Source organism: Nocardia alba NBRC 108234, from assembly GCF_001612665.1.
Classification (GTDB): domain Bacteria; phylum Actinomycetota; class Actinomycetes; order Mycobacteriales; family Mycobacteriaceae; genus Nocardia; species Nocardia alba.
Genome location: NZ_BDAX01000001.1, coordinates 204,480 through 228,668 on the forward strand (window position 1 = coordinate 204,480; position 24,189 = coordinate 228,668).

At 69.7% G+C, this 24,189-nt stretch carries 21 protein-coding genes; 8 read left to right on the forward strand and 13 right to left on the reverse strand.

Annotated elements, in window-relative coordinates; all coding sequences use genetic code 11:
* The first annotated feature begins 34 nt into the window (after nucleotides 1-34).
* Both NA12_RS00985 and NA12_RS00990 read left to right on the forward strand, forming a co-directional pair.
* Entirely contained in the window at nucleotides 35-1,225 is a 1,191-nt protein-coding gene (locus tag NA12_RS00985) for a Zn-ribbon domain-containing OB-fold protein (RefSeq protein ID WP_067444818.1), read from the forward strand.
* Nucleotides 1,222-2,400, forward strand: coding sequence for a thiolase C-terminal domain-containing protein (locus tag NA12_RS00990; RefSeq protein ID WP_067444820.1), 1,179 nt, complete (start codon nucleotides 1,222-1,224; stop codon nucleotides 2,398-2,400). Before NA12_RS00985 ends, NA12_RS00990 begins: the two co-directional genes overlap by 4 nt.
* 107 nt (nucleotides 2,401-2,507) lie before the next feature.
* Here NA12_RS00990 and NA12_RS00995 read toward each other — a convergent pair whose 3' ends face one another.
* A complete protein-coding gene (locus NA12_RS00995; RefSeq protein ID WP_067444822.1) occupies nucleotides 2,508-3,092 on the reverse strand; it encodes an NUDIX hydrolase in 585 nt (194 codons plus the stop codon).
* Between the two features lie 172 nt (nucleotides 3,093-3,264).
* On the reverse strand, nucleotides 3,265-4,812 hold the full coding sequence (locus NA12_RS01000) for an AMP-binding protein (protein WP_067444824.1): 1,548 nt from the start codon (nucleotides 4,810-4,812) through the stop codon (nucleotides 3,265-3,267).
* A gap of 90 nt (nucleotides 4,813-4,902) precedes the next feature.
* Here NA12_RS01000 and NA12_RS01005 point away from each other — a divergent pair, with 90 nt between their 5' ends.
* The gene (locus NA12_RS01005; protein ID WP_067444827.1) at nucleotides 4,903-5,619 is read left to right on the forward strand and encodes an enoyl-CoA hydratase/isomerase family protein; all 717 of its coding nucleotides are present in this window, start codon (nucleotides 4,903-4,905) and stop codon (nucleotides 5,617-5,619) included.
* A gap of 21 nt (nucleotides 5,620-5,640) precedes the next feature.
* On the opposite strand, the gene NA12_RS01010 is transcribed toward NA12_RS01005, so the two are convergent.
* From NA12_RS01010 to NA12_RS01060, 11 genes are all read right to left on the reverse strand, one after another.
* On the reverse strand, nucleotides 5,641-6,237 hold the full coding sequence (locus tag NA12_RS01010) for a carboxymuconolactone decarboxylase family protein (RefSeq protein WP_243654860.1): 597 nt from the start codon (nucleotides 6,235-6,237) through the stop codon (nucleotides 5,641-5,643).
* Nucleotides 6,234-6,977 (reverse strand): SDR family NAD(P)-dependent oxidoreductase, encoded by a 744-nt coding sequence (locus NA12_RS01015; RefSeq protein ID WP_067444830.1) that lies wholly within the window; start codon nucleotides 6,975-6,977, stop codon nucleotides 6,234-6,236. The genes NA12_RS01010 and NA12_RS01015 overlap by 4 nt, the downstream gene beginning before the upstream one ends.
* Nucleotides 6,974-7,801, reverse strand: a complete 828-nt coding sequence (locus NA12_RS01020; RefSeq protein ID WP_067444833.1) for a TauD/TfdA dioxygenase family protein — start codon at nucleotides 7,799-7,801, stop codon at nucleotides 6,974-6,976. The genes NA12_RS01015 and NA12_RS01020 overlap by 4 nt, the downstream gene beginning before the upstream one ends.
* A 10-nt stretch (nucleotides 7,802-7,811) precedes the next feature.
* On the reverse strand, nucleotides 7,812-9,242 hold the full coding sequence (locus tag NA12_RS01025) for an aldehyde dehydrogenase family protein (RefSeq protein ID WP_067444836.1): 1,431 nt from the start codon (nucleotides 9,240-9,242) through the stop codon (nucleotides 7,812-7,814).
* Nucleotides 9,243-9,249: 7 nt separating this feature from the next.
* Entirely contained in the window at nucleotides 9,250-10,956 is a 1,707-nt protein-coding gene (locus NA12_RS01030; RefSeq protein ID WP_067444839.1) for a thiamine pyrophosphate-binding protein, read from the reverse strand.
* Nucleotides 10,946-11,872: an SDR family NAD(P)-dependent oxidoreductase gene (locus tag NA12_RS01035; RefSeq protein ID WP_067444842.1), complete on the reverse strand. Its 927-nt coding sequence runs from the start codon at nucleotides 11,870-11,872 to the stop codon at nucleotides 10,946-10,948. Before NA12_RS01035 ends, NA12_RS01030 begins: the two co-directional genes overlap by 11 nt.
* 24 nt (nucleotides 11,873-11,896) lie before the next feature.
* Nucleotides 11,897-13,738: a flavin-containing monooxygenase gene (locus NA12_RS01040; protein ID WP_067444851.1), complete on the reverse strand. Its 1,842-nt coding sequence runs from the start codon at nucleotides 13,736-13,738 to the stop codon at nucleotides 11,897-11,899.
* Nucleotides 13,739-13,787: 49 nt separating this feature from the next.
* The gene (locus NA12_RS01045; RefSeq protein WP_067444854.1) at nucleotides 13,788-15,161 is read right to left on the reverse strand and encodes an aromatic ring-hydroxylating oxygenase subunit alpha; all 1,374 of its coding nucleotides are present in this window, start codon (nucleotides 15,159-15,161) and stop codon (nucleotides 13,788-13,790) included.
* Nucleotides 15,162-15,169: 8 nt separating this feature from the next.
* Nucleotides 15,170-16,015 carry an SDR family NAD(P)-dependent oxidoreductase gene (locus NA12_RS01050; protein WP_243654861.1) on the reverse strand — a complete coding sequence of 282 codons (846 nt, stop codon included), beginning with the start codon at nucleotides 16,013-16,015 and terminating at the stop codon, nucleotides 15,170-15,172.
* 8 nt (nucleotides 16,016-16,023) lie between these two features.
* Complete coding sequence (locus NA12_RS01055; RefSeq protein WP_067444863.1) at nucleotides 16,024-17,622, reverse strand: SMP-30/gluconolactonase/LRE family protein; 1,599 nt, start codon at nucleotides 17,620-17,622, stop codon at nucleotides 16,024-16,026.
* Between the two features lie 477 nt (nucleotides 17,623-18,099).
* Nucleotides 18,100-18,903, reverse strand: coding sequence for a FadR/GntR family transcriptional regulator (locus NA12_RS01060; RefSeq protein ID WP_067444864.1), 804 nt, complete (start codon nucleotides 18,901-18,903; stop codon nucleotides 18,100-18,102).
* Between the two features lie 118 nt (nucleotides 18,904-19,021).
* On the opposite strand from NA12_RS01060, the gene NA12_RS01065 reads away from it, so the two are divergent.
* Genes NA12_RS01065 through NA12_RS01085 form a run of 5 tightly spaced genes read left to right on the forward strand, consistent with a single transcriptional unit; the run spans nucleotide 19,022 to nucleotide 24,180 of the window.
* Nucleotides 19,022-20,173, forward strand: a complete 1,152-nt coding sequence (locus tag NA12_RS01065) for an acyl-CoA dehydrogenase family protein (RefSeq protein WP_067444865.1) — start codon at nucleotides 19,022-19,024, stop codon at nucleotides 20,171-20,173.
* On the forward strand, nucleotides 20,170-21,132 hold the full coding sequence (locus NA12_RS01070) for an acyl-CoA dehydrogenase family protein (RefSeq protein ID WP_067444866.1): 963 nt from the start codon (nucleotides 20,170-20,172) through the stop codon (nucleotides 21,130-21,132). The genes NA12_RS01065 and NA12_RS01070 overlap by 4 nt, the downstream gene beginning before the upstream one ends.
* A complete protein-coding gene (locus NA12_RS01075) occupies nucleotides 21,129-21,911 on the forward strand; it encodes an enoyl-CoA hydratase/isomerase family protein (protein ID WP_067444867.1) in 783 nt (260 codons plus the stop codon). The genes NA12_RS01070 and NA12_RS01075 overlap by 4 nt, the downstream gene beginning before the upstream one ends.
* A complete protein-coding gene (locus NA12_RS01080; protein ID WP_067444868.1) occupies nucleotides 21,908-23,077 on the forward strand; it encodes an acyl-CoA dehydrogenase family protein in 1,170 nt (389 codons plus the stop codon). The genes NA12_RS01075 and NA12_RS01080 overlap by 4 nt, the downstream gene beginning before the upstream one ends.
* The gene (locus tag NA12_RS01085) at nucleotides 23,074-24,180 is read left to right on the forward strand and encodes an acyl-CoA dehydrogenase family protein (RefSeq protein WP_067444871.1); all 1,107 of its coding nucleotides are present in this window, start codon (nucleotides 23,074-23,076) and stop codon (nucleotides 24,178-24,180) included. Before NA12_RS01080 ends, NA12_RS01085 begins: the two co-directional genes overlap by 4 nt.
* Nucleotides 24,181-24,189: the final 9 nt, after the last annotated feature.

A 24,189-nucleotide genomic window follows, 5' to 3' on the forward strand; every position in this document is an offset into this window, starting at 1 on the left:
AGAATCACATTATCACCTAGGTCGGGAGAGCACGATGCCGTTGATCGCTTCGGTCGGTACCTATCTGCCGTGCTGGGGTACCGCCGAACAGCGCGTACCCGGTGACGACGAGGACGCGATCACCCTCGCCGTCGAAGCGGGCCGGGCCGCGATCGCCTCGGGGGCCGGGGTGGAGCACGTCGTGCTGGTCAGCCGGGATCTGCCGCTGCTGGAAGGCGGCAACGCCGCGGTACTGCTGGCAGGCCTCGGTCTGGATTCCGAGCTCGAGGTCACCGAACGGCTCGGCGGCGCACCCGCGACCCTCGACGCCCTCGGCTCGGCGCGGCCGCGAACCCTGGTGATCGGCGTCGACCTCGATCCGGCCGGCGCAGCCGCCGCCGTCACGGGCGAACGCGGACTGCAGGTGCGCACCGCGGCGCGCGTCGCCCGGAGTCTGCCGGTCCGGACCCGCTACGCCACCGGCGTCGTGCACGACTACGGCGACCCCCGACTATTGCGCGAACGCGGACTTCTCGGGTCACTGGCCGCGTCCTGGCTCGACACCCCGGTCGCGGTGGCCGGTGTCGATCACGAACAGGCCACCGACCTGTGTATCGGTACTCCGCCGCCGCTGCCCACCTTGGGGGCGAGTTCTGGATTGTTCGCGCTGGCGGCGATGGTGGACGCGGGGCAGGCCGGCCCGCTGGTCGGGGTGGAACAGGGCAGTCTGTCCGGCGTCACGGTCGCGGCGGGCGCGGTGCCGGTGCATCGGCGCGAACCGCCGCCGCGGGAGAAACCGGTGACGAGCTTCGTGCCCGGGGCCGACATCCCGATCTCGCTGGCCGCCTATGAGCGCGCGTTCGAGGCGAAAGTGCGCTGGGCGGCCGGACGCCACGACGGCACCGACGAACTGGACTTCCCACCCCGCTATCGGGTGGACGACGACGGCACTTTGCGCACCGACTACACGCTGGTGCCGTTGCCCCGCACCGCCACCGTGTACACGTCGGTGACGGTGCATGTGCCGGTGCCCGGGCTGAAAACGCCGTATTCGCTGGTCATCGTCGAACTCGACGAGGTCGGCGTGCGCGCGCTGGTGAAAGTGACCAGCGCCGAACCGGGTTCGGTGGACATCGGCGATCGCGGCCGCATGGTGTTGCGGCGCGTGGCGGTGCGCTCCGGCGTGCCGGACTACGGCTACGCCTTCGAACCGGAAACCCCCGAACGACAGGAGTCGGCAGCATGAGAAGAGTCGCCATCGTCGGCGCCGGAATGACGCCCTTCGCCGAGCATTTCGCGCTCGGTATCAAAGATCTGGTGCCGATGGCCTTCGCCGACTGCGCGCGCACCATCGACAAGGGGTTCCGAAAATCCGACATCCAGGCGGCGTGGTTCGGTGAGCTCGGCACCGCCGACGGGTTCGCCTCCGGCATTCTCGCCGACACCCTCGGGCTGCCCGACATTCCGGTGACCCGCGTCGAGAACGCCTGCGCCACCGGGCACGACGCGGTCCGCAACGCGCTGCTCGCGATCGCCTCCGGCGCTATCGACGTGGCCCTGGTGGTCGGCGCGGACAAGCTGCGTGAGTCGGCATCCAAGGACATGCTGTGGGAGTGGGAGGCGATGACCCGTGACATGGCCTGGGACTACCCGCTCGGGCTGGTCGCGCCTGCCGGGTTCGCGCTGCACGTGGCACGGTACCTGCACGAATCACCTGCCACACGCGAACACATGGCCATGGTCGCGGTGAAGAACCATCGGCACGGTGTCCGAAACCTCAAGGCGCGGTTGCGCTTCGAGATCAGTATCGAGGAAGCCCTCGCGGCGCCGACGGTGGTCACGCCCTTCGGGCTCTACGACTGCGCGCCGCAGAGCGACGGGGCGGCGGCGCTCGTGCTGGTGGCTGAGGACGTGGTTGATCGCTACACCGACCGCCCCGTGTGGATTCGCGGGGTGGGACTCGGCATGGATTCGGTGATGCACCAGCACAAGCGGGACATGACGACATTCCCCGCCACGGTCCGTGCCGCGCGCCAGGCGTTCGGCATGGCCGGGCTGACCCCGTCGGACATCGATGTCGCCGAGGTGCACGACTTCTTCACCGGCATCGAGTTGATGAGCTACGAGGATCTCGGGTTCGCCGATCGGTTCGAGGCCCACAAGCTCGTCGAAGCGGGCGTCACCAGCGTGGGCGGCGCGCTACCGGTCAATCCGAGCGGCGGCTTGAAGTCGAAGGGACATCCGCCGGGCGCCACCGGGGTGGCGCAGTGCGTGGAGTTGTTCGAGCAGTTGCGCGGCGACGCGGTGAACCAGGTCGACCGGGCCCGAATCGGGTTGGCGCACTCCATCGGTGGCCCCACGGCGGTCGCGGCCGTGACGATCCTGGCCGGGCCCGACGCGCGAGACACGGCTCAGTCGTAGGCGGGTCCGTCGATGACGGTGGCCGCGATCGCTGAGTCGATCAGCACAGTATTGGCGGCAATGCCAGGTGATCGCATCTCGCTTCGGGGTGATGCGGTCATCCGACGTCAGTTGCCCATAGTCGTTGATCGCGGACTTCCGTCAACGGGTGGTGGCAGCTGAGGCAGTGTGAGCGCTCGGTATACGCCGACTACAGTTGCAGCACCGATGATTTCGCCACGGTCGATCATCTGCACAGCCTCATCGATCGGCACCCACCGAATTGCCTCGGCTTCATTGACGTCCGGGCGCGTGTCGGTGAGGTCGGCACCGCGAGCGAGGTACACCTCCTGTGGATGGTCGAGAGTGCCGATCGCGGGTTGGTAGGTCACCAGGTGTTGCATGGTGCGGGGGCGCCACCCGGTTTCTTCCTCGACTTCGCGGGCCGCTGCCGAAGCCACGTCTTCGGTGTGGTCGACATACCCGCCAGGCAGCTCCCAAACCCACTGGTCGACGATCCATCGGTGCCGGTACATCAGCAGCACCTCGCGGGAGTCGTTGAGCACCAGAGTCATCGCGCACCGTGGCATCCTGGCGACGTACTGAGTGAACTCCACCCCATCCGGCAGGCGGATATCGGCGGTCGACAGCCGGATGTGCCGACTCTCGTCGAGTACCCGCTCACCAAGGATTGTCCACTGGGTATTGCGCATACCGTCGACGGTAGTGGAATGCGATGGCAGAACGGGATTGCCGAGTGTGAGGTCCCCAAGCGTTCTCGAACTACGCACCGAGACCGTCGATTCGACACCAGCAGTGCGCTGATTCGGGCCCGTACGCGGTCGCTGCGTGGATTTTCGCGGCTCCACGTCTGGGCGCGGGAGTTCAGCCGTGCAACGGTTGGCGGTCGGCGATGTTTCGTCGGACGTGGAACTTCTGCACCTTGCCGCTGGCAGTTCGGGGGAAATCCTCGACCTGGTGCAGCTCCTCGGGCCACTTCTGTTTGGCGACACCGGCTTTGTCGAAATGCGTACGCATCTCGTCGATGGTCGGCATCTCGTGGCCGGTGCGCAGTCGCACCACGGCGGCGGCGTGCTCGCCGAGGCGGGCATCCGGTGCGGCGACGACGACCGCCTCGGCGATTCCGGGCATTGTCAGCAGGACCTCCTCGACTTCGAGGGCGCTGATGTTCTCGCCGCCGCGGATGATGATGTCGGCCTTGCGGTCGGTGATCGTGAGGTAGCCGTCGGCGTCGAGTTCGCCGATGTCGCCGGTGCGGTACCAGCCGTCGGCGTCGAAGGCGGCGGCGGTCAGGGCGTCGTCGGTGTAGCCGAGGCACAATTCCGGTCCGCGACTGAGGATTTCGCCGTCGGGGGCCAGGCGGATCTCCACGCCGGGTAGGACATCGCCGTCGGTGAACAGGCGTTTGTCCGAGGCCGCGGTGATCTGTGACCCGGTGATCGACGGGTGCTCGGTGCTGCCGTAGGAGCGGAAGACCGTGATGCCGAGTTCGTCGAGCCTGCGGGTGACCGCCGCGGGCACCGACGACCCGCCCAGGCCCGCGTACCGCATCCGGGGCAGATGCGCGGCGGTGAAATCGGGGTGGTCGAGCAGGCTGGTGACGAAGTACGTCGCGCCGCCGCCCACGGTGAGTCCGTCGCTGTGCATCAGCGCGAGGACGCGCTGCGGGTCCCACACATCGGCCAGGTTCACCGGCGACGCGTCCAGCACCGGGATCAGGAAGGCGTTCACCATGCCGATGAAGTGCCCGACGGGTGCGGCGGTGAGTTGTTTGCCGCGGTCGGGCGGGTACCAGGCGGACAGCTGCCGGGTTTCGTGACCGAGGGTTTCATGGCTGTGTACGACGCCCTTGGGCGCGCTGGTGGTTCCCGAGGTGAAGGCGATCAGTGTGGGGCCGGCCGGATCGGTCGGGAGGAATCCGGGCATCGGTTCGTCGGCGAGCAGGTCGTCGAAGTCGCGTCCCACCACGCCGACGATCGGGATGTCGGCGCAGAGATCGGCCTGGAACTCGAGGCGCCCGAAGCGCTCCGCTCCGATGAACACCCGTGGCGTGGTCGCCTCGAGGATGTAGGTGAGTTCCTTGCGGCCGTAGAAGTGCACGATGGGCACCACCACCGCGCCGAGGAAGGCCGACGCCCAGAAGGTGGCGGCGGCCTCCATCCAGTTGGGCAGCTGGAAGGCCACGACGTCGCCGGGCCCGACGCCGCGGGCGCGCAGGCCCGCGGCGAGGCGACGGGCCCGGTGCTCGACCTCGCCGAAGGTGCCCGACCAGGGACGCTCGGCGGAGTGCACCCGGAATTCGGTGTCCGGGGCGGCGGCGAGGCCGCGCGTCAGCAGCTCGCCGATCGGTTCGCCGGTCCACCAGCCCTGCGTTCGGTAGTGCTCGACCAAGTCGGCGGGAATGCTGCGCACGTGAGACTCCAATGCCCGATCCGAAGTTCTGCGGCGATGATGTTATTCTCTGAAAACAAGAATGACAATCTCGTGATGGGAGAATCTTAGATGGTCGAGCTCGAGCTGGACGAGGGCGTCGCGGTCATCACGATCGATCGACCGCACGCGCGCAACGCCATCGCGCCCGTCACGATGGACGAGCTCGACGAGGCGCTCGACAAGGCGGCGGGTGCGCGTGCTCTCGTCGTGCGCGGAGCCGGTGAGCGCGCGTTCGTCTCCGGCGGTGACCTGAAAGAACTCAGCGCTCTGCGCACCGAGGAACAGGCCGCGGCGATGGCCTGGCGGATGCGCTCGATCTGCGACCGGCTGGCGAGTTTCCCCGCCCCCGTGATCGCCGCGCTCAACGGGCATGCGCTAGGCGGCGGCGCCGAGTTCGCGGTGGCCGCTGACATCCGCGTCGCCGCCGACGATATCAAGATCGGCTTCAACCAGTCCGCGCTGGCGATCATGCCGGCCTGGGGCGGCGCGGAACGCCTCGCCGCCCTCGTCGGCAAGAGCCGCGCGCTGCTGCTCGCCGGGTCCGGCGCGATCCTCGACGTCGTCGAGGCGCAGCGCCTCGGCCTGGTGGATCGGGTGCTGCCGCGCGCGGAGTTCGAGGACGGCTGGCGCGCGCTGGCCCGGTCGCTGGCCACCCCGCAGGCCGCCGAGATCAAGCGGGTCGTCGGTGGGGTGTCGGCCGAGGAGGCCGTCGCGGCCTTCGCGCGCCTGTGGGTGGCGGATGAGCACTGGGCCGCCGCCGACGCGGTGCTCACCCGCCGCGGATAGTCCGCGCCCACCTGCCCGCGCTCACTCCGGTGCGGGCAGGTACGGAACCAGCGCGGCCTCGGCCGCCACGGCGAACGAGCTCAGGGCCATGGCGAGCATCGCGTACATGCCCACGGTGAACACCACATCCATCAGCTGGTGCTCGTCGAACTCGGTCGCCAGGGCGGTCCAGGTCGGGCCGCTCACGGCCCCGTCGCCGAGCAGCTCGTCGACGGCGGCCAGCAGCGCGCCGTCGATCGCCGACCACCCCGACGCGCTCGGACCCCGTTCGATTCGGGCGATCTCCTCGGGCTCCAGGCCCGCGTCGGCGGCCAGGATCGAATGCTGGGCCCACTCGTAGCCGCAGCGCTGGACCGCCGCCACCCGCAGCACCAGCAGCTCGCGCTGCCGGGCCGAGAGCGTGGAGCCGTAGAGGAAGTGCCCGTTGAAGGTGAGGAACGGTTTGGCCAGCGCCGGATATCTGGCCAGCGTGCCCAGCAGGTTCGCCCCGCTCTGCCGCCCGGTCGACGGCTTGTCGCCGATCGCCGCGCTGCGATACTCGGCCATGAACGTGGTCATCTCCGGGGACCACTCCGCCTTCGGCAACGGCGCGATGCGGGGCTCTTGCGCCGCCGTCACGTGTTCCGCCCGCCGTTGACGCCGATGATCTGACCGGTGAGATAACCGGCCTCCTCGCTCACCAGGAACGCGCAGGTGGCGGCCACGTCGGCGGGTGTGCCGATCCGGCCGACCGGGGTGCGCGCGATCTGCGCCTCGACGTCGATGAACCCCCGGTCCACGGTGTGGCGCAGCATCGGGGTGTCGATGAAGCCCGGCGGAATGGTGTTCACCGTGATGCCGCGTTTGGCGAACTCGAGCGCGAGCACCTTGGTCAGACCCACCACGCCCGATTTCGCCGCGACGTACCCGGCCAGCCCGGCCGCGCCGCTGTGCACGCTCGACGACGAGATGTTGACGATGCGTCCCCAGCCCTGCTCGATCATGTCCGGGATCACCGCCTGGCAGCAGTCGAAGGTCCCGGTGAGATTGATCGCCAAGGCCCGGTTCCAGGTCTCGGCGCTGATCTCGAGGAACGGTCCGTCCAGGGTGAGACCGGCGCTGTTCACCAGCACCGCCGGTCGGCCGAGCCGAGCGCGGACCTCGGCGACCCCGGCGTCGATCGCCGCGCGGTCGGTGACGTCGACCGGCAGGCCGATCGCCCGACCGCCGGCGTTCTCGATCGCGGCGGCGGCATCCTTGGCCGCGTCACCGTTGAGGTCGAAGATGGCGACGGATGCCCCGCCGGCGGCGAGCCGTGCGCTGATCGCGCCGCCGATCCCCGACGCGCCGCCGGTGACGATCGCGGTGCGGGCGCTCATTTGATGGCCTCGTCGCCCGCGAGGGTGGTGCGGTGCATCCGGCGCGGTTCGCGCCGGTCGAACTCGCACGCCCGGTGGACCAGGCCCCGGTTGTCCCAGATCACCAGATCGCCCACCGACCAGGCGTGGCGCAGCACGCGCTCCGGTGCGGTGGCGCGCGCCTGGAGGTCGTCGAGCAGTGCGCGCCCCTGCTCGGGGTCCATGCCGACGATGTGGGACGTGGTCGCCCCGAAGACCAGGGAGCGACGCCCGGTGTCGTGCTGCCACACCAGCGGATGCTCGCGCACCGTGCGCGAGGCCCATTCGGTGAGCTGCTCCTCGGTGGGGTCCGGGTAGGTCAGCTTCTGGATCGCGGCGAAGGTGTGCACCACCCGCAGGTCGGCGACGCGCTGCCGCTCGTCCTCGGAGAGGTTGTCGTAGGCCGCGTAGGTGCTGGCGAACTCGGTCTCGCCGCCCTCGGTGGCGATCACGTGCGCGCTGAGCATCGACGCCTTGGCCGGGATGGCGTCCAACGCGCCGTCGAGGTGCCAGAAATCGTTGCTCGCGAAGTACTCCGCGTTGGGATTGTCGGGGTCGAAGCTGATCTGCATGACATCGGGGTTGGCGTAGAGCGGGAATTGCACCAGCTCGCCCAGCCGCCGCCCGAACGCCGCCTGCGCGTCGTCGCCGATGTGCAGTTCGCGAAACAGCAGGACGCCGTGCTCCTCGAGCGCCGCCATGCACGCGGCCGGAATGTCGGGGTCGTGCAGCAGCCGGTCGGCGTCGGCGTCGAGCACCTCCACGCCGACGGCGTCGCTCAGTTTCTTCGTGGCCAGGATAGGCATCGGTCGCCTCTCATTCTTCCGGCGGCGCGTAACCGAGCACGCCCTTGATCTCGAGGTAGTCGTGGAAGCCGAAATCGCCCCACTCGCGGCCGTTGCCGCTCTTCTTGTAGCCGCCGAAAGGCGTGTGGAAATCGAACCCGTCGTTGATCGCGATCGACCCCGCCCTGATCCGGCGGGCGACCGCGCGCGCCTGCGCCAGGTCGGTGCCGGCGACGAAGCCGGCCAGGCCGTACTCGGTGTCGTTGGCGATCTCGACGGCGTGGTCGAGATCGTCGTAGCCCAGGATCGTCAGGACCGGCCCGAAGATCTCCTCGCGGGCGATCGTCATGTCGTTGGTGACCTCGGCGAAGACGGTGGGCCGCACGTAGTAGCCGGTGCTCAGACCGTCCGGTTTGCCCGGCCCGCCCGCCACCAGCGTGGCCCCCTCGCCGATGCCCTTGGCGATCAGTGTCTGGATCTTGTCGAACTGGTTGGCCGAGACCACCGGGCCGATGGCGAACTCGCCGTGCGGATCGCCGACGGTGACCCCCTCGGCCGCTGCGCGTGCGACCTCGATCGCCTCGGCCATCCGCGCGCCGGGCACCAGCATGCGCGAGGGCGCGCTGCAGGTCTGGCCCGAGTTGAGCATCATGCTCACGACGCCCTTGCCGACGTTCTCGGCGAAGGCGTCGTCATCGAGGATGATGTTGGGGTTCTTGCCGCCGAGCTCCTGGGTGACCCGCTTGACCCCGGCCGCCGCGTTGCGCGCGATATCGATGCCCGCCCTGGCCGAGCCGGTGAACGAGACCAGGTCGACGTCGGGATGACTCGCCAACGGCACGCCGACCGCGAGGCCGTCGCCCTGCACCAGGTTGAACACCCCGGCCGGAACACCGGCGGCATCGAGGATCTCGGCGAAGATCTGGCCGGAGAACGGCGCGAGTTCGGAGGGCTTGAGCACCATGGTGCAGCCGGTGGCCAGCGCGGGGAAGACCTTCACCGCGATCTGGTTCAGCGGCCAGTTCCACGGGGTGATCAGGGCGCAGACCCCGATCGGCTCCTTCACGATCAGCGACGCGCCACGCTGTTCCTCGAAGCGGAATCCCTCGAGGACCTCGATCGTGGTGCTGAGGTGGCCCGTCCCCAGGTCCACCTGGAAGCCGTTGGCCAGGGCGGCCGGTGCCCCCAGCTCCTCGATCAGCGCCGCCCCGAGATCGGGGGCGCGTTTCTGATATTCGGCGAGAACCGCGCGCAGCAGCGCGAGCCGTTGCGCGGGCTCGGTGCTCGACCACCCGTCGAACGCGGCGCGCGCGGCGGCGACCGCGCGGTCCACGTCCGCCGCCGTGCCGACGGCCACCGTGCCGCACACCTGCTCGGTGGCCGGATTCACCACGTCGATGGTGTGCGGTTCGGCGGGGTCGGTCCACTGCCCGTCGATGTAGAGCTTCAGATATTCACGCATGATTTCCTCACTGAGTGCCTTCCGCGTACCAGGTGCGGAATTCGTCGTAGCTCGGCATTTCTTCCGAATTCGCCTTCGGGTCGACCGCGACGTGGATGACGCCCGGACGCCCGCTGGCGTAGGCGCGTTTGATGGCGGGGGCGATGTCCTCGTCGCGCTCGACGTATTCGCCGTAGCAGCCGAAGCCCTCGGCGACCTTGTCCAGCCGGGTGTTCTTGCTCCAGTGCACGCCGGTCTCGAGCGAGCCCTGCCCATAGGTGCGCTTGTAGACGCCGACCTCGAGCCCCCAGGCGTAGTCGACCGCGACCACGCAGACCAGGGGCAGGTTCAGGCGCGCCGCGGTTTCGAGTTCGGCGATGTGGAATTGGAACGAGGAGTCGCCGGTGATCAGCATCATCGGTCGTTTGCCGCCGTCGGCCACGCCCGCGCCTACCGCGTAGGGCAGGCCGGTGCCCAGGTGCCCGAAGTTCTGATTCCACATGACGTCATGGGGTTTGGCCTGCGAGTAGGTCCAGCCGAAGATCGTGGTGGCGCCGCCGTCGCGCACCATGATGCCGTCGGCCGGGAACGCCTGCGTGGCCTCCACGATCAGCCGCGCCGGGTGCACCGGCGACATCCCCGACGGCGCGGTCTCGGCCAGTTCCGCGAGCTGGGCCGCGTCCTGTTCGATCCAGCCCGCGAGCTCGGGGGTGGGGGTGCGTGGGGTCTCGCGCAGCGCCTCGACCAGCTGCGGGACGATCGCGCGCAGGTCACCGACCAGCGGCACGTCCACCGATCGGTTCACCCCGATGGCCTCGGGGTCCTGCTCGACGAGGATCCACTTGCGGTTGGCCTCGTTGGCGACCCAGTGCCGTCCGCGCCCGTAGTGCACCGGTTCGCCCAGCTCGGTGCCGATGGCCAGGCACAGATCGGATTTCACGACCGCGTCGATCGCCGCCGCCGAGAACCCGTATGGGAAAGTGCGGTCCTCGAGCCCGGGGATGAAGGAGGTGCCGCCCGAGGTCTGGATGACCGGGCAGGCCATGGCCTCGGCGAGCGCACGGACGGACTCGCCGGCGCGCGTGGTGTGCACGCCGTGTCCGACCAACAGCACGGGCTGGCTCGCCGCGCGGATGTAGTCGACCGCCTCGGCGATCCGGTCCGCACCGGCGGTCTGTCCGACCAGGCGATACGCCGACGGCGCCAGCGCGGGCGCGACCTCGAGCTCCTCCTGGATGACGTGCGAGGGGTACTCGATGTACACCGGGCCGGGGGTGCCCGAAAGCGCCTTGCGCAGACCCTGCCGGATGACCTCGTCGGTCTGGTCGGCGTATTCGATACTGGCGCAGTACTTCACCGACGGCTCGAACAGTTCCGCCTGCTTGACGAACTGGATGCGACCGCGCCGCACCCGCTGTTCGGTGATCCGCGCGCGCTGCCCGCCCAGGAAGATCACCGGCGAGTTCTCGACCTTGGCGCACATCATGGCTCCGGCCAGGTTGGCGACGCCGGGGCCGAGGGTGCCGATGCACACCGCGGCCTTGCCGGTCATCCGGGACACCGCCTCGGCCATGAAACCGGCCGACTCCTCGTGGTGCGGGGCCACCACCGTCCAACCGCGTTCTTCGGCGAGATGGAACATGTGCACGAAGTTGGGGTCGGGAATGCCGAACAGGGTGTTGATGCCCTCGGCTTCGAAGAGTTGCAGAATGCGTTCGTAGACTTTAACCGACATGCGTGCTGCCCTTCATAGCTGTCGCGAAGCTCTTGGTGATGTGGTCGATGTGTCCGGAGGGGACGACCGGCAGGATCCAGGGATCCTCGGTCGCCCGGATGTCGTCGATCCGCGCGCCGACGTCCTCGATCGACCAGCTCGGCTGGTACACCCCGGGGGTCTCGGCGATGAACGCCCGCGCCACGCGTCCCGCGATCGACACCAGCATCTCCCCGGTGATCGAGCAGGATTCGTGCGCGAGCCACCCCACCACCGGCGCCGCCAGTTCCGGGTCCATGGGCGGGTAGGCCGAGGTGTCGATGCCCTCGGCGAGGCGGGTGAGCGCGGCGGGCACGATCACGTTGCAGCGCACGCCGTGCTCGGCGCCCTCGAGCGCGATCACGTTCGACAGTCCGATCAGCCCCGCCTTGGCGGCGCCGTAGTTGGCGACGCGGTGGTTGCCGTAGAGCCCGCCGATCGAGGAGGTGAGGACCACCCGGCCGTATCCGGCCTCGCACATCAGCGGAAACGCCGGGCGCACCACGTGGAACGCGCCGCGCAGGTGGACGTCGAGGACGGCGTCGAAATCCTCGTAGGACATCTGCGCCAGCGGCGCGTACCGGTTGTTGCCCGCGTTGTGCACGATGATGTCGATCCGGCCGAAGGCCTCGATCGCGGTCGCCACGATCGCGCGCCCGCCCTGTGCCGTCGCCACCGAATCGGTGCTGGCCACCGCGATGCCGCCGGCGGCGGTGATCTCCTCGACCACCGCCGCGGCGACTCCGGCGTCGCCGCTGTCCCCGCTGATGGTGGCGCCGGGATCGTTGACGACCACCTTGGCGCCCTTCGCGGCGAGCAGCAGCGCGTAGGCGCGGCCCAATCCGCGTCCGGCGCCGGTGATCACGGCGACTCTGCCCTCGAACCCGAGTTCAGACATGGTGGGCTCCGCTCGCCGCGCGCCTCATCGGGCCGGTTCGGTCGGGGTGCCCAGCGCCAGGCCGGGCAGCTCGCCGGTGTCGCGCCACGCCTGGAGCAGATCCTCGAAGGCGTAGAAGCCGGGCCAGTACGGGTCGCCGAGATGGGAGCGGATCTGCTGTTCGCCCTCGTTGTTGTAGTAGCCGGGGGTGCACTCGCGCTGGAAGTTGCTGTTGTCGATCGCGCTCTCGCGCACGGTCGCGCACCACTGTTCCTGCGCGTCGGCGGTGGGTTCCACCGTGGTCGCGCCCCGGCTCATCGTCTGCTCGATGATGAAGGCGATGTGGCGGGCCTGCTGTTCGAACATGGCCGTCGTGCTCGCGGTCACCCCGCCCTGGACGAACCCGGTGAAGAACTGGTTCGGGAAACCGGTGGTCATCGTGCCGTGCAGGGTGCGGTAGCCCTTGGCCCAGTGGTCGTAGAGCGAGAGCTCGTCGCGGCCCACGTAGGGGGCGATGCCGAAGCGTCGGTCGAGGTCGGTGGTGATCTCGAAACCGCTGGCGAAGATGATGCAGTCCACCTCGTGTTCGACGCCGTCGGCGACGATGCCTGTGGCGGTGATCCGCTCGACGCCCTTGGTGCCGGAAACATCGACGAGCGTGACGTTGTCGCGGTTGAAGGTCGGCAGGTACTCGTCGTTGAAACACGGCCGCTTGCACAGGAACCGGTAGTAGGGCTTGAGCGCCTCGGCGGTCGCCGGGTCGGTGACGATCTCGTCGACCCGGTCGCGCACCCGCTGCATCGCCCGATAGTCGGCCAGCTCGCGCAGCTCCATGAACTTCTCCGGCGTCAGCTCCGCCCAGCCGCCGGTGCTGTCGAGGTGGTCGCGCACGTTGCGGCTGACCTCGGTCCAGCCGTCGCAGACCAGATCGTCCTGACCGGGACCGTAGGCTTCGAACGCGCCGGTGTGGAAGTTGCGGCGGATCTCCTCCTGCCAGCCGGGCTGCAAGCTCTCGGCCCACGCGGGGTCGGTGGGCACGTTGCCGCGCTCGTAGATGTAGGACGGGGTGCGCTGGAAGACGGTGAGATGGCGCGCCGAGCGGGCCAGGTGGGGGATGGACTGCACGCCGCTGGCGCCGGTCCCGATGATCGCCACCCGCTTGTCGGCGAGCTTGTCCAGGCCCCCGCGCATGTCGCCGCCGGTGTACTCGTAGTCCCAGCGCGCGGTGTGGAAGGTGTGTCCCGCGAAATCGCCCAGACCGGGGATGCCGGGCAGCTTGGGCCGGTTGAACGGGCCCTGACACATGACGACGAACCGGGCGCGGATCTCGTCGCCCCGATCGGTGCCGATCCGCCAGCGCTGGATCGACTCGTCCCACGCCATCGAGCGGGTGAGCGTGCCGAAGATCGCCTTGTCGTAGAGACCGAAGTGCCTGCCGATGCGCTGGCAGTGCTCGAAGACCTCGTCGCCGTAGGAGTACTTCTGCTTCGGGACGTAGCCGACCTCCTCGAGCAGCGGCAGATAGCAGTAGCAGTCGGTGTCGCACTGGATGCCGGGGTAGCGATTCCAGTACCACGCGCCGCCGAAATCGCCGGCGTGCTCGATGATCCGGAAGTCCGCCACCCCGGCCTCGCTGATCCGGGCTGCGGTGACGAGTCCGGCCAGCCCGCCGCCGAGGATCGCCACGTCGATGTCCTGGGAGATCGGCGGTCGCGGCTGGACCGGGGTGTACGGGTCGGCTTCGTGATACTCGGCGAAGTCCGCCTCGGCCGTCACGTACTGCTGCTGGCCCTCGGGGCGGATGCGCTTGTCGCGTTCGGCGAGATACTTCGCCCGGAGCGCTTCGTGATCGACCTCGGGTGTCTGCGTTGGTGCGCAGTTCTGCATGCGAATTCCTCGGTGTGGTGCGGTGTTTCGGGTGATCAGGGCACGGGACTCAGGCGAGGTCGCGCGGTGCGCCGGTGCCCATGTAGGTGGCCAGGTTGTGGTGCAGGTTCACGACGCTGCGTTCGCGGTAGGGGTTGGGCATCGGCCCGGCGAAGCCGCGCGTCTTCATGCCCTGCTGCACGGCGGCCATGTTCGAGAAGTCCTGGGGCAGGACGGTGCGCCAGGCCGGATCGTCGGCGGCGGTGTACTCCCACTCGGTCTTCGGTTCCTGGCCGGCCGGGAACAGTTCGTAGACGGCCGCCTCGAAGATGCACTTGTCGGGGTCGTAGCCGTAGGGCCGGGCGCTGTAGCAGAGCATGTTGTTGAGCGCGTGCCCGATCTGGAAGTTGGGGAAGATCTGCCACGCGGTCCCCGCCGCCGCGACGACCTGCGGGTCCACCGTCGGCCACACCACCCCGCGATCGGCGTCGTACTCGCGGGCCGATTGCAGCCAGTGTTTGAGCACCTGATCGGCCGGGGTGCCCTCGGGCAGCTCCGCGACCAGCCGATTCGCGGCGTCGACCAGGGTGCGGGTGGTGTTGGTGTTGGCGTTCTCCCAGGTGAAGTTCTGGAGTTCGGCCGTGGACATGCGGGCGTCGGGTCCGGCGCCGAGCCGCAGCTTGGCCTGGTTCTCCTCCATGCCCTTTGGCGCGTCGTAGCCGATGTTGCTGTGCTTGCCCTGGGCGCGCGACCACCCGAGGAAATTGCCGAAGTTCATGAACTCGGGGTGGGTGTAGGGCACGTGGTAGGTCTCCATGAACGCCTCCAACGCGACCTTCCAGTTGCAGTCGAAGACCAGCCAGCGCCGCCACCGATAGCGCATGTTCTCCAGCTGGAACGGATCGAGCAGCCCGGCCGCGGGCTCCAGGTACTCCCGCAGCGGTTCGGCCTCGGGGTCCATGGTGATCCAGATCCAGCCGCCCCAGGTGTCGACCCGCACCTCGCCGAGCCGGGTGCGGTCCGGGGTCAGCCCGCACGGCCAGTCCTGCTGCTCGGCCGCGAAGGTATTGCGGCCCTCGAGGTCGTAGCGCCAGCCGTGGAATCCGCAGACGAACTGCTTGCGGCGGCCGTGTGCCTCCCGCGCGCCCGGGGGAGTGTCGATCAGCCTGCGGCCCCGATGCGAGCAGACGTTGTAGTAGGCGCGCAGCGTGTCGGGCGCCGAGCGCACCACGATGATCGAGTCGTCGAGGATGTCGTAGGTGAGGAAGTCGCCGACCTGGGCCAGTTCCTCGACCCGACCGACCTGCTGCCACACCTTGGTCCACAGCTTGTCGCGTTCGGCGCGCGCGTAGTCCGGCGACAGATAGGCCTCCACGCCGATCGTGCGCGGGGTCGACAGCGCCTCCTCGGTAGCGGTGAGCGCGGACTCGGTGGTGTCGGTCATGACCTCTCCTAGCGGGTGATGGCGGTGCGGAACGCGTCGTCCTCGAGGAACAGCGATGTGTGATCGGCGTCGAGATGGGTCCACTTGAGGTCGAGTCCGCCGTCGACCAGCAGCGTCTGACCCGTGATGTAGGTCGACAGGTCCGAGAGCAGGAACAGGATCGCGCCCGCCTGCTCCTCGGGCCGCGCGCGCCGACCCATGGCGATGGCGCGCCGGTCCCGGTCGGCGTCCTCGCCGACATAGGTCGCCGAAGCGGGGGTCTTGGTCACCCCGGGCGCGATGGCGTTGACCCGGATGCCGTCGGCGGCGAGTTCGACCGCCATGGTCCGGGTCGCGGCCACCAACGCGGCTTTGGCCGTGCCGTAGCCGATGTGGAACGGCGCGGTGTTCATGCCGCTGATCGAGGAGATCGAGACGATCGAGCCGGGCCGTTGCCGCGTTTTCAATTCGGCGGCGACGGCCTGACTCATGAAGAACATCGTTTCGAGGTTCTGGGTGAACAGCGCTCGCCAATCGGCGCGACTCACCCGCAGCGCGGGCATCCACGTCGCCGGGGCCGCGCCGCCCGCCACGTTGACCAGACCGTGCAGGTCGCCCTCGGTGGCGCGGATCGTCGCGAGCACCGTGGCGATGCCGTCGTCGGTGGCGGCGTCGGCCGCCACCGGCACCACCGCGAGCCCCTGCTCGATCAGCGGGTCGATGTGGGTCGTGAGGTTGTCCTTCGAACGGCTCACCGCGATCACGGTGGCCCCGGCCCGCGCGACCATCTCCACCACCGAGGTGCCGATGCCGCCGCCCGCCGCCCCGGACACCACGACGACGCGTCCGCTCAGGTCGATCGACCCGGCAGCCACCGCCGGGTTCATGCCGTGGCGCGCAGCGCGAGCACGCTGCCCTCGGCGTCGGCCGACAGGTACAGGGTCCCGTCGGGTCCGGCGGTGATCCCGGCGAAGGGGCCCTGCGGACCGGAGAACGGCGGCAGCCCACGCAGCGGCTTGGGGGTGACTCCGGGCGGTGCCCCGACCGGCAGGTTCTTGGCCAGGGTGGTCCGGACCTTGGTCGCGAGATCGACGCTGATCAGCGACTTGCTGCCGACATCGACGATGTAGAGCGTGTCGCCGCGCACCAGGATGCCCTGGGGCTGCTCGAGCGCGTCGACCACCGTGTCGACCCCGGCGCTGCTCACCGAGACGATGCGGCCCGCGCCGGCTTCGGCGACCAGGCAGGTCCCGCCGGTGGTGAACGCGACGCCGATCGGCTGGTTCAGGCCCGAGGCCAGTTCCTCGACCCGGCCGCCGGACCGCACGGCCAGCACCCGGCCACGGCCGAACTCCGTGGCGACGATGTCGCCGTTGGGTCCGAGCGCCACGCCGTAGAGCTGGTCGAGTTCGTCGGCCAGCACCTCGCTCTCCTGACTTGCCGGCCGCCACCGCGTGATCTGTCCGCCCGAGGTGGTGACCACGAATTCCCCCGCGCCGACGGCGGTGACGCCCCGGATGAAGCCCGGATAGCCGGGGCTGAACAGCATGCCGACCGTTTCCGGGGCCTGTCCCCGGCGCAGCACGTAGAAGTAGGTGCCGTCGGCGACGTAGAGTTCGCCGTCGCTGCCGACGGTGAGGTCCAGCGGCCAGTTCAGGCCGCCGGGCAGGGTCGTCTTGGTCTCGCCGCCGTCGAGGATCTCGGTGATCTCGCCGGTGAAGTTGGAGACGAAGAGCCGGCCGTCGACGAACGTGCAGTTGTCCAGGCCGGGGTTCAGGGTGGCCAGGACGGTGCGCTGTCCGGTTCGGGGATCGATGCGCAGGACCTCGCCGGTGCTCACCTGGGTGGAGACGATGTTGCCCGCCGCGTCGAACTTCACCGAGTCGGGCACGCCGAGATCGCCGACGACGCGTTCGGGTTCGCCGCCGCGCGGGTCGATCCGCCAGATGTCGTTGGTGCCCATCACCGGGTAGTAGAGGAGCCCGTCGGGACCGACCTCCATGGCGTTGGGCATGGCCAGGTTCTCCGCCAGGACGCGGGGCTCGCTGCCGTCGGTGAACAGCTCCATCAGCCGTCCGCCGACGCGACATTCGTTGACGAACAACCGGTTCTGGTGCACGGTGATGCCGTTCGCGCTCGGCAGATCGTCGCGCAACACCCTGGTCTGGCCGTCGGCGCCGCGCATGCTGACCCGCCCGTCCATCACCTCGGTGGCGAACAGGTTGCCGTGGTCGTCGAAGGCCAGGTCGTCGGGGGCGATGATGTCGCCGCCCTTGGCGCTGATCGTCTCGAGTCCGCCGGTGGCGACGTCGAGGGCGCTGATCTGGCTGCCGGTCACCTGGGCGACGTAGATGCGGCCGTCGGGGCCGGTGCGCAGGCCGTTGGCGCCGAAGAGCCGGCTCGGCGGCGTGAGGCGTTCCAGGCTCCACCCTTCGGCGAGGCTCGTTGCTGTGGTGCTGATGTAGCGCGCCCCTTGTATCAAGGTGGGGCCTCCTCCGGGTGAGTGCGTCGGGGTCCGCGATGGGGTGGCGTCGCAGTCCTGCGGATCGCCGGAGGGTGATGCGGACCACTTCATCGGTGGCTCGGAGCCTGCCAGCAAGCGGTGAGCATTGCAAGTATTGTTATCCTTGTAAGGATTAGCTAGCATGCGCGAAGAGTGAGAATTGCAATCTCTTCTGAGGCAAGGCAAACTCTACCGCTGATGACGTGCGGTTTTGTGGGGAATCGCGTGGTGATCCGCGCACGAAGAAGCCTCGCGCTGGGTCGCACGGGGTGGGTCGCGCGATTCGGCTCCGTCAGCGGGGGTGAACGCGGTGGCGTACTGCAGGTTGGCGCATAGCGGGGGGCTACGGCACGCGGCGACTGAATATTGTTGTGCCCCGCCGTGATTCGACTATCGGCGTGGTGCGGTCAGGATGCGGAGAGCCGCGCGAAGTCCGGGGGGTTCGGCCGGACTCGGCTAGAGGCGAGCGCGGTGGCCGGACTGGATCGACTGGCGCGACATGGCCGACGACGCGTTGACGACACCGCCGTCGAATCGCTCGAGCACCACGGACTGGGTCGCCGCCAGGTGCGCGCGTGCCAACCGCTCGGCCTCCTCGGCCTCACCCGCGGCGATCTGCTCGACGAGCCGGCGATGGAAGCGCACGGCGTCGCGTGCGTCGGCCTCGGACGGGTACTCGCCGCGCCGGGTCGTCGCTTCCGCCCAGGCTTGCTCCTGTGCCGACCACAGGGCTACGAGCGTGCTGACGACGTAGCGAATGGTCACGTTCGGGGTGAACGAGACGACGAGATCGTGGAACTCGCGGGCGGATTGAGTGAAGGCCACGCCGTCGCCGACCTTGGTGGCCGAGTCGTCGACGGCGGCCTCGAGGGCTGGGACGACCACCTCGGCGCGGTCTTCGCGCCGGGCGCACGCGGCGGCGCACATCGGCTCGAGCGCCTGGAGTCCGGACGCGAGATCGCCCAGCGTTACGCGCGCACCCTGCAGGGCGAGCCCGAGGTGATAGGCCGCGGAGACCTCGTCGGGCCGGTGTACCTCGGCGCCGCCGACGTTGCCGCGCCGGACCGTGACCAGGCCCTCGGTCTCGAGGATGCGCAGCGCTTCCCGGATGGAGGGATAGCTGACGCCGAAGTCCTTGACCAGCTGATCCTGGGTGGGGAGGCGGTAGTTGTCGTCGGAGAGGATGTGGTCGCGCAGTTCGGCCGCGACGGTCTCCGCGATGCGACGCTGCGGAACTCGGCCCCGTCTCGGGGTGGTCAACGAACCCGCCGATCATCCATGGCGGGAGTGTAATTGATCGCGGGTCAACCATTCAAGTATTGCTATCCTTATTATGTCAAATATTGCTATCCTTATGAGGATTAACTACAGTCCGATCATGGATTTCACGATGGGAACGGCCGCCGCGGACCTGCGGGGGGAGCTGCGTCGTCTGGTGGACGAGCACGTCCCGGCTGATTTTCTGGGGGCCTTCACCGACGACCCGGCCGATTTCGAGGCCGCCCAGCGGTTCTCCCGCCTGCTGGCCGAACGCGGCCTGCTCTGCCTGGCCTGGCCCGCCGAGTTCGGCGGCCGCGACGCCTCCATCTGGGAACAGACCGTGGTGCGCGAGGAGATGTGGGCCCACCACGAACCGCGCGGTGCGCAATACATGGGCGTGAACTGGGTGGGGCCCACCATCATGCGCCACGGCACCGAGGCCCAGCAGCGGACCCATCTACCGCCGATCGCGCGGGGGGAGGTGATCTGGTGCCAGGGTTTCAGCGAACCGGACTCGGGCTCGGACTTGGCGTCATTGCGCACCGCGGCACGCCGCGACGGCGACGGCTGGCGGATCACCGGACAGAAGGTATGGACCTCCTACGCCGCGATGGCCCAGTGGTGTTTCCTGCTCGCCCGCACCTCGACCGGCGAACGCAAACAGTCCGGGCTGACGATCTTCCTCGTCCCGATGTCCAACCCGGCCATCGAGGTGCGCCCGATCCGTTCCATGATCGGCCCGCACCACCTCAACGAGGTCTTCTTCGACGACCTGCGGGTGACCGAAGCCGATGTACTCGGCCCGGTCGACGAGGGCTGGAAGGTGGTGCAGGAGGTGTTGGCCTTCGAACGGGTCGGCATCGCCCGCTACGCCCGCTGCGAACGGCTGCTGCTCGCCGCGCCGTCGGCGCTGGGCGAGCGCTGGGACGCGCTGCCCGCCGAACTGCGTGGCCGCTGGGCCCGCATGCTGACCCACTGCCGCCGCGCGCGATTACTGGCCTACCGGGTGCTGTCGCTGCAACGCCTGGGCCAGGTACGACCCAGCGACGCCGCCGCCTACCGCATCGCGGTCACCACCCTCGACCAGGACAGCGCGGAGGTACTCGTGGAACTCGCCGCCCACCTCGACCCGGCCGGCGCCGACGGGCCACATCGGTTCCGGCGCGAGGCCGAGGAACACTGGCGCTACTCCCAGGCCGCCACCGTCGCCTCGGGCAGTATCGAGATGCAGCGGATTCTGCTGGCCCGCGCGCTGCTGGCGGCGTCGTGAACATCGAGCTGAGCGCGGACGCGCTCGAATTCGGCCGACAGGCATCGCTGGCGCTGGCGGCGGCGGGCGGTGACGAACTGGTCCAGCTCGGCGAACGCGAACCCGCGCGGCGCGAGAGCGTGTTCGCGCCGGTGCTCGAGCGGTTGGGCGCGTGGGATCTGGATCCGCGCGGCGACGCCGACGAGCTGGAGGCGGCGGCGGCCCTGTGCCGCAGCGCGGGTTACTGGGCGCTGCCCTATCCGCTGGCCGAACGGCTGGCCCGGCCCACCGATCTCGCGGTCGACGGACTGCTCGTCGTCGCCGAGACCAACCCGGCCGCGCCCGTCGCCGACCTCGCGCTGCGCTGGGCGGCGGTCACGATCAGCGGTCGACGCGCCGCCGTCGAGGTCGGGCCCGCGCACGCGCCCCGCACCTCGGCGTTCGTCACCTCGCTCGCGCTGCGCCACCTCGACGACGACGGCGCCGCCGATGTGGCGTTGGGGTTGGTGCTGCCGTGCTGGACGCTGCTCGGCATGCTGGACCGCGCCCTGGACCTCACCCGCGCCCACGTGCTGCTGCGCGAGCAGTTCGGCAAGCCACTGGCCCAGTTGCAGGGCGTGCAGTTCCAGTTCACCGACGCCGAGGTGGAGCGTAGCGGCGTCGACATGCTGGCCAAGTACGCGCTGTGGAGCATCCAGGCCGGGCGGCCCGAGGCGCTCGACGACGCGCTCGCGCTGCGCTCGGCCGCGATCGAGGCCGCCGAGATCGTCTTCCGGGTCGCGCACCAGTTGCACGGTGCCATCGGCTTCTGCGACGAGTCGCCGCTGTCGTGGCTCTCGCGCTACAGCCTGCCGCTGCGGCGGCTGCCGTTGGGCCTGTCCGCGACCAGCGAGGTCCTCACCGACCGCCTCGGCCGCACCGGGCTGACCGGGCTGTTCGGCGTGGGCCATGCCGACGACCGCCCGGAGGTGGCGCGGTGAAATACGACTTGCCCGACGAACTGATCGTCGAATGCGACGGCCCGATCCGCACGGTGGTGATCAACCGGCCCGACGAGCTCAACGCGGTGAACAAGGCGCTGCACTGGGCGCTGGCGAACGTGTGGCGGCAGTTGGCCGCCGACCGCGAAGCCTCGGTGGTGATCCTCACCGGGGCGGGTCGCGCGTTCAGCGCGGGCGGCGATCTGGGCTGGATCACCTCCTTCCTCGACGACCCCGTCGGCCGCGACGAGAGCATCCGGGAGGGCGCGCAGATCATCGAGGAGATGCTGCGTTTCCCGCTGCCGGTGATCGCGGCGGTCAACGGCCCCGCCGTGGGGCTCGGGGCCAGCCTCGCGGTGCTCTGCGATGTGGCGCTGATCTCCGAGCGGGCGCATCTGGCCGATCCGCACGTCGCGGTCGGGCTGATCGCCGGGGACGGTGGGGCGGCGTTCTGGCCGCTGCTCACCCCGATCCTGCGCTCGCGCGAATTCCTGTTCACCGGTGACCGGATCTCGGCGGCCACCGCCGTGGAACTCGGGCTCGCCACCCGCAGCGTCGCCCCCGACGCCCTGCTCGACGAGGCACGGACGTTGGCGCACCGGCTGGCCGCGCTGCCGCCCGAGGCCGTGCGCGGCACCAAGCGGATCGTGAACATGTATCTGTCCCAAGCGCTCGGCGGTCCGATGCAGGCCGGTTTCGCGGCCGAGGTCGCCACCATGCAGTCCGCCGCGCACCGCGATCGGCTGCTGGCCCTGCACGAGAACGCGCGCCCCCGATGACCTCGACCGCGCGCACCATCGACGACTTCCGCGCCGAGGTCAGGCAGTGGTGCCGGACGCGGATTCCCGCCGACTGGCGACAGGCGCAGACAGGAGTCTCCGAGCGCGAGTTCGTCGATTTCCAGCAGTCCTGGTTCCAGACGTTGCGCGAGGCCGGGTTCGCGGTCCCGCACTGGCCGAAGGAATACGGCGGCGGCATGTCGACGGCCGAGCAGGTGGTGCTCTATCAGGAGCTCGCCGCCCACGACGCGCCCCGACTGGTCCTGGCCTTCGTCTCGATCCACCACGCCGCCGCCACCCTGCTCGCCGCGGGCACCGACGAGCAACGCCGCCGCCATCTGCCGGCGATCCTCGACGGCGAGATCTGGTGCCAGGGCTTCTCCGAGCCGGGCGCGGGCTCGGACCTCGCGGCACTCGCGACCACCGCCCGCCGCGACGGCGACGGCTATGTCGTCTCCGGACAGAAGCTGTGGGCCAGCGGCGCGCGGCACGCGGACTGGTGTCTGCTGCTCGCCCGCACCGACCCCGACGCGCCCGCGCGCCACGGCATCTCGTACTTCCTGCTGGACATGCGCGCCCCCGGCGTCGAGGTGCGGCCCATCCGGCAGGCGACAGGGGAGTCGCACTTCTGTGAGATCTTCCTCGACGAGGTGGTGATCCCCGCCGATCGGCTGGTCGGCGCGGAGAACGAAGGCTGGCAGGTGGCCCAGCGCACCCTCGGCGCCGAACGCGGCATGACCATGCTCGAACTGGCCGAACGGCTGGGCAACAACGGTTTCCGCCGCCTGGTCGAGAGCTGTCCGCTCGACGATCCGCTGGTCGCCGACCGTCTCGCCGAACTGGAGATCGAGCTCACCGGGCTGCGCGCGCTGTGCGCCGATATCGCGGGCGCCGAGGATCGGCCAGGCCCGGCCGACGCCTCGATCGTGAAACTGTTCTACAGCGAACTGCTGCAACGGATGACCGACTTCGGCACCGAGATGGCCGGGCTGGCCACCCACACCGAGCTGCGCAAACCACTGTCGAGCGGCTGGGAGTCCGGCGCCTGGATGCTGGACTTCCTCGGCTCGTGGGAATGGACGATTCCGGGCGGCGCCAGCGAGATCCAGCGCACCATCATCGGTGAGCGCGGCCTCGGCCTGCCTCGAGAACCCAGGGGAAAATGATGACCTCCGACGAGCACGACCTCGCCGACCTACACGACGAGGTGGCCGAGGTGGCGCGCGAGCTGCTGCGCCGATCCGCCGCCGCGCCCGACTGGACGGCGATCGCGGACGCGGGCTGGCCCGGCCTCGAGATCCCCGCCGCCTTCGACGGCGCCGAGGCCACCTTCGCCGAGGTCGCGGTGGTCCTCGCCGAGATCGGCAGGGCCGCCGCGAGCGGCGCGTATCCGGCGGTCGCGGCGCTCGGCGTCGGCGCGCTCACGCGCGTCGTCGCGACGCCGCGGCGCGACCAGCTCCTGCGCGAGACCGCTGTGGGCGCGGCCGTCCCGATCCTCGTGCTCGCGGGTGAGGCGACGGGACCGACGCGGTTCCGGATCGAGCCGTCGACGCGGGGGCCGCTGCTGCACGGCACGGCCGATTTCGTCCTCGACGCACCGGCTGCCGGACATTTGCTCGTCCCCGCACTCGATCGGGCGGCCCGAGGGGTGCTCGTCGAGGTCGATCCCCGCGCGCGGGGGCTGCTCATCGCCGAACAGCCGGTGCTCGACGCTACCCGCCGGTTCGGCAGCGTCGTCGCCGACGGGGTGGCGGTGGCCCCGGAGTCGTTGTGGCCCTTCGTCGATGACGATGCCGTCCGGGTGCTCGATCAGCTGCGTGACCGGGCCGCCGTCGCGGTGGCCTGTGACAGTCTCGGCCTGAGCCGGGCCATGCTCGACGCAACCGTCGCCCATGTCGGTACGCGCGAACAGTTCGGCCGACCGATCGGCTCGTTCCAGGCCGTCAAACACGCATGCGCCGACATGCTCGTGCGGGTGCGGGTCGCGGGCAAACTGGTCGAGGCCGCGGTGCGCGACCAGGCGCGTGAAGCCGCCGACGCGTCGACCTCGGCGTCGATGGCCAAGTCCTATGCGTGCGCGGCGGCGGTCGACATCGCGGGTAAGGCGATGCAGTTGCACGGGGGGATGGGCTACACCTGGGAGAGCGGCATCCACGTCTATCTCAAGCGGGCCGTGCTCAACCGTTCGCTGTTCGGTTCGCCTGCGCGACATCGCGCCGCGCTGGCCCGGCGGTATTCCGTTCAGGCGCCGCATCGGGCGGGCGCCTGAACGGAACCG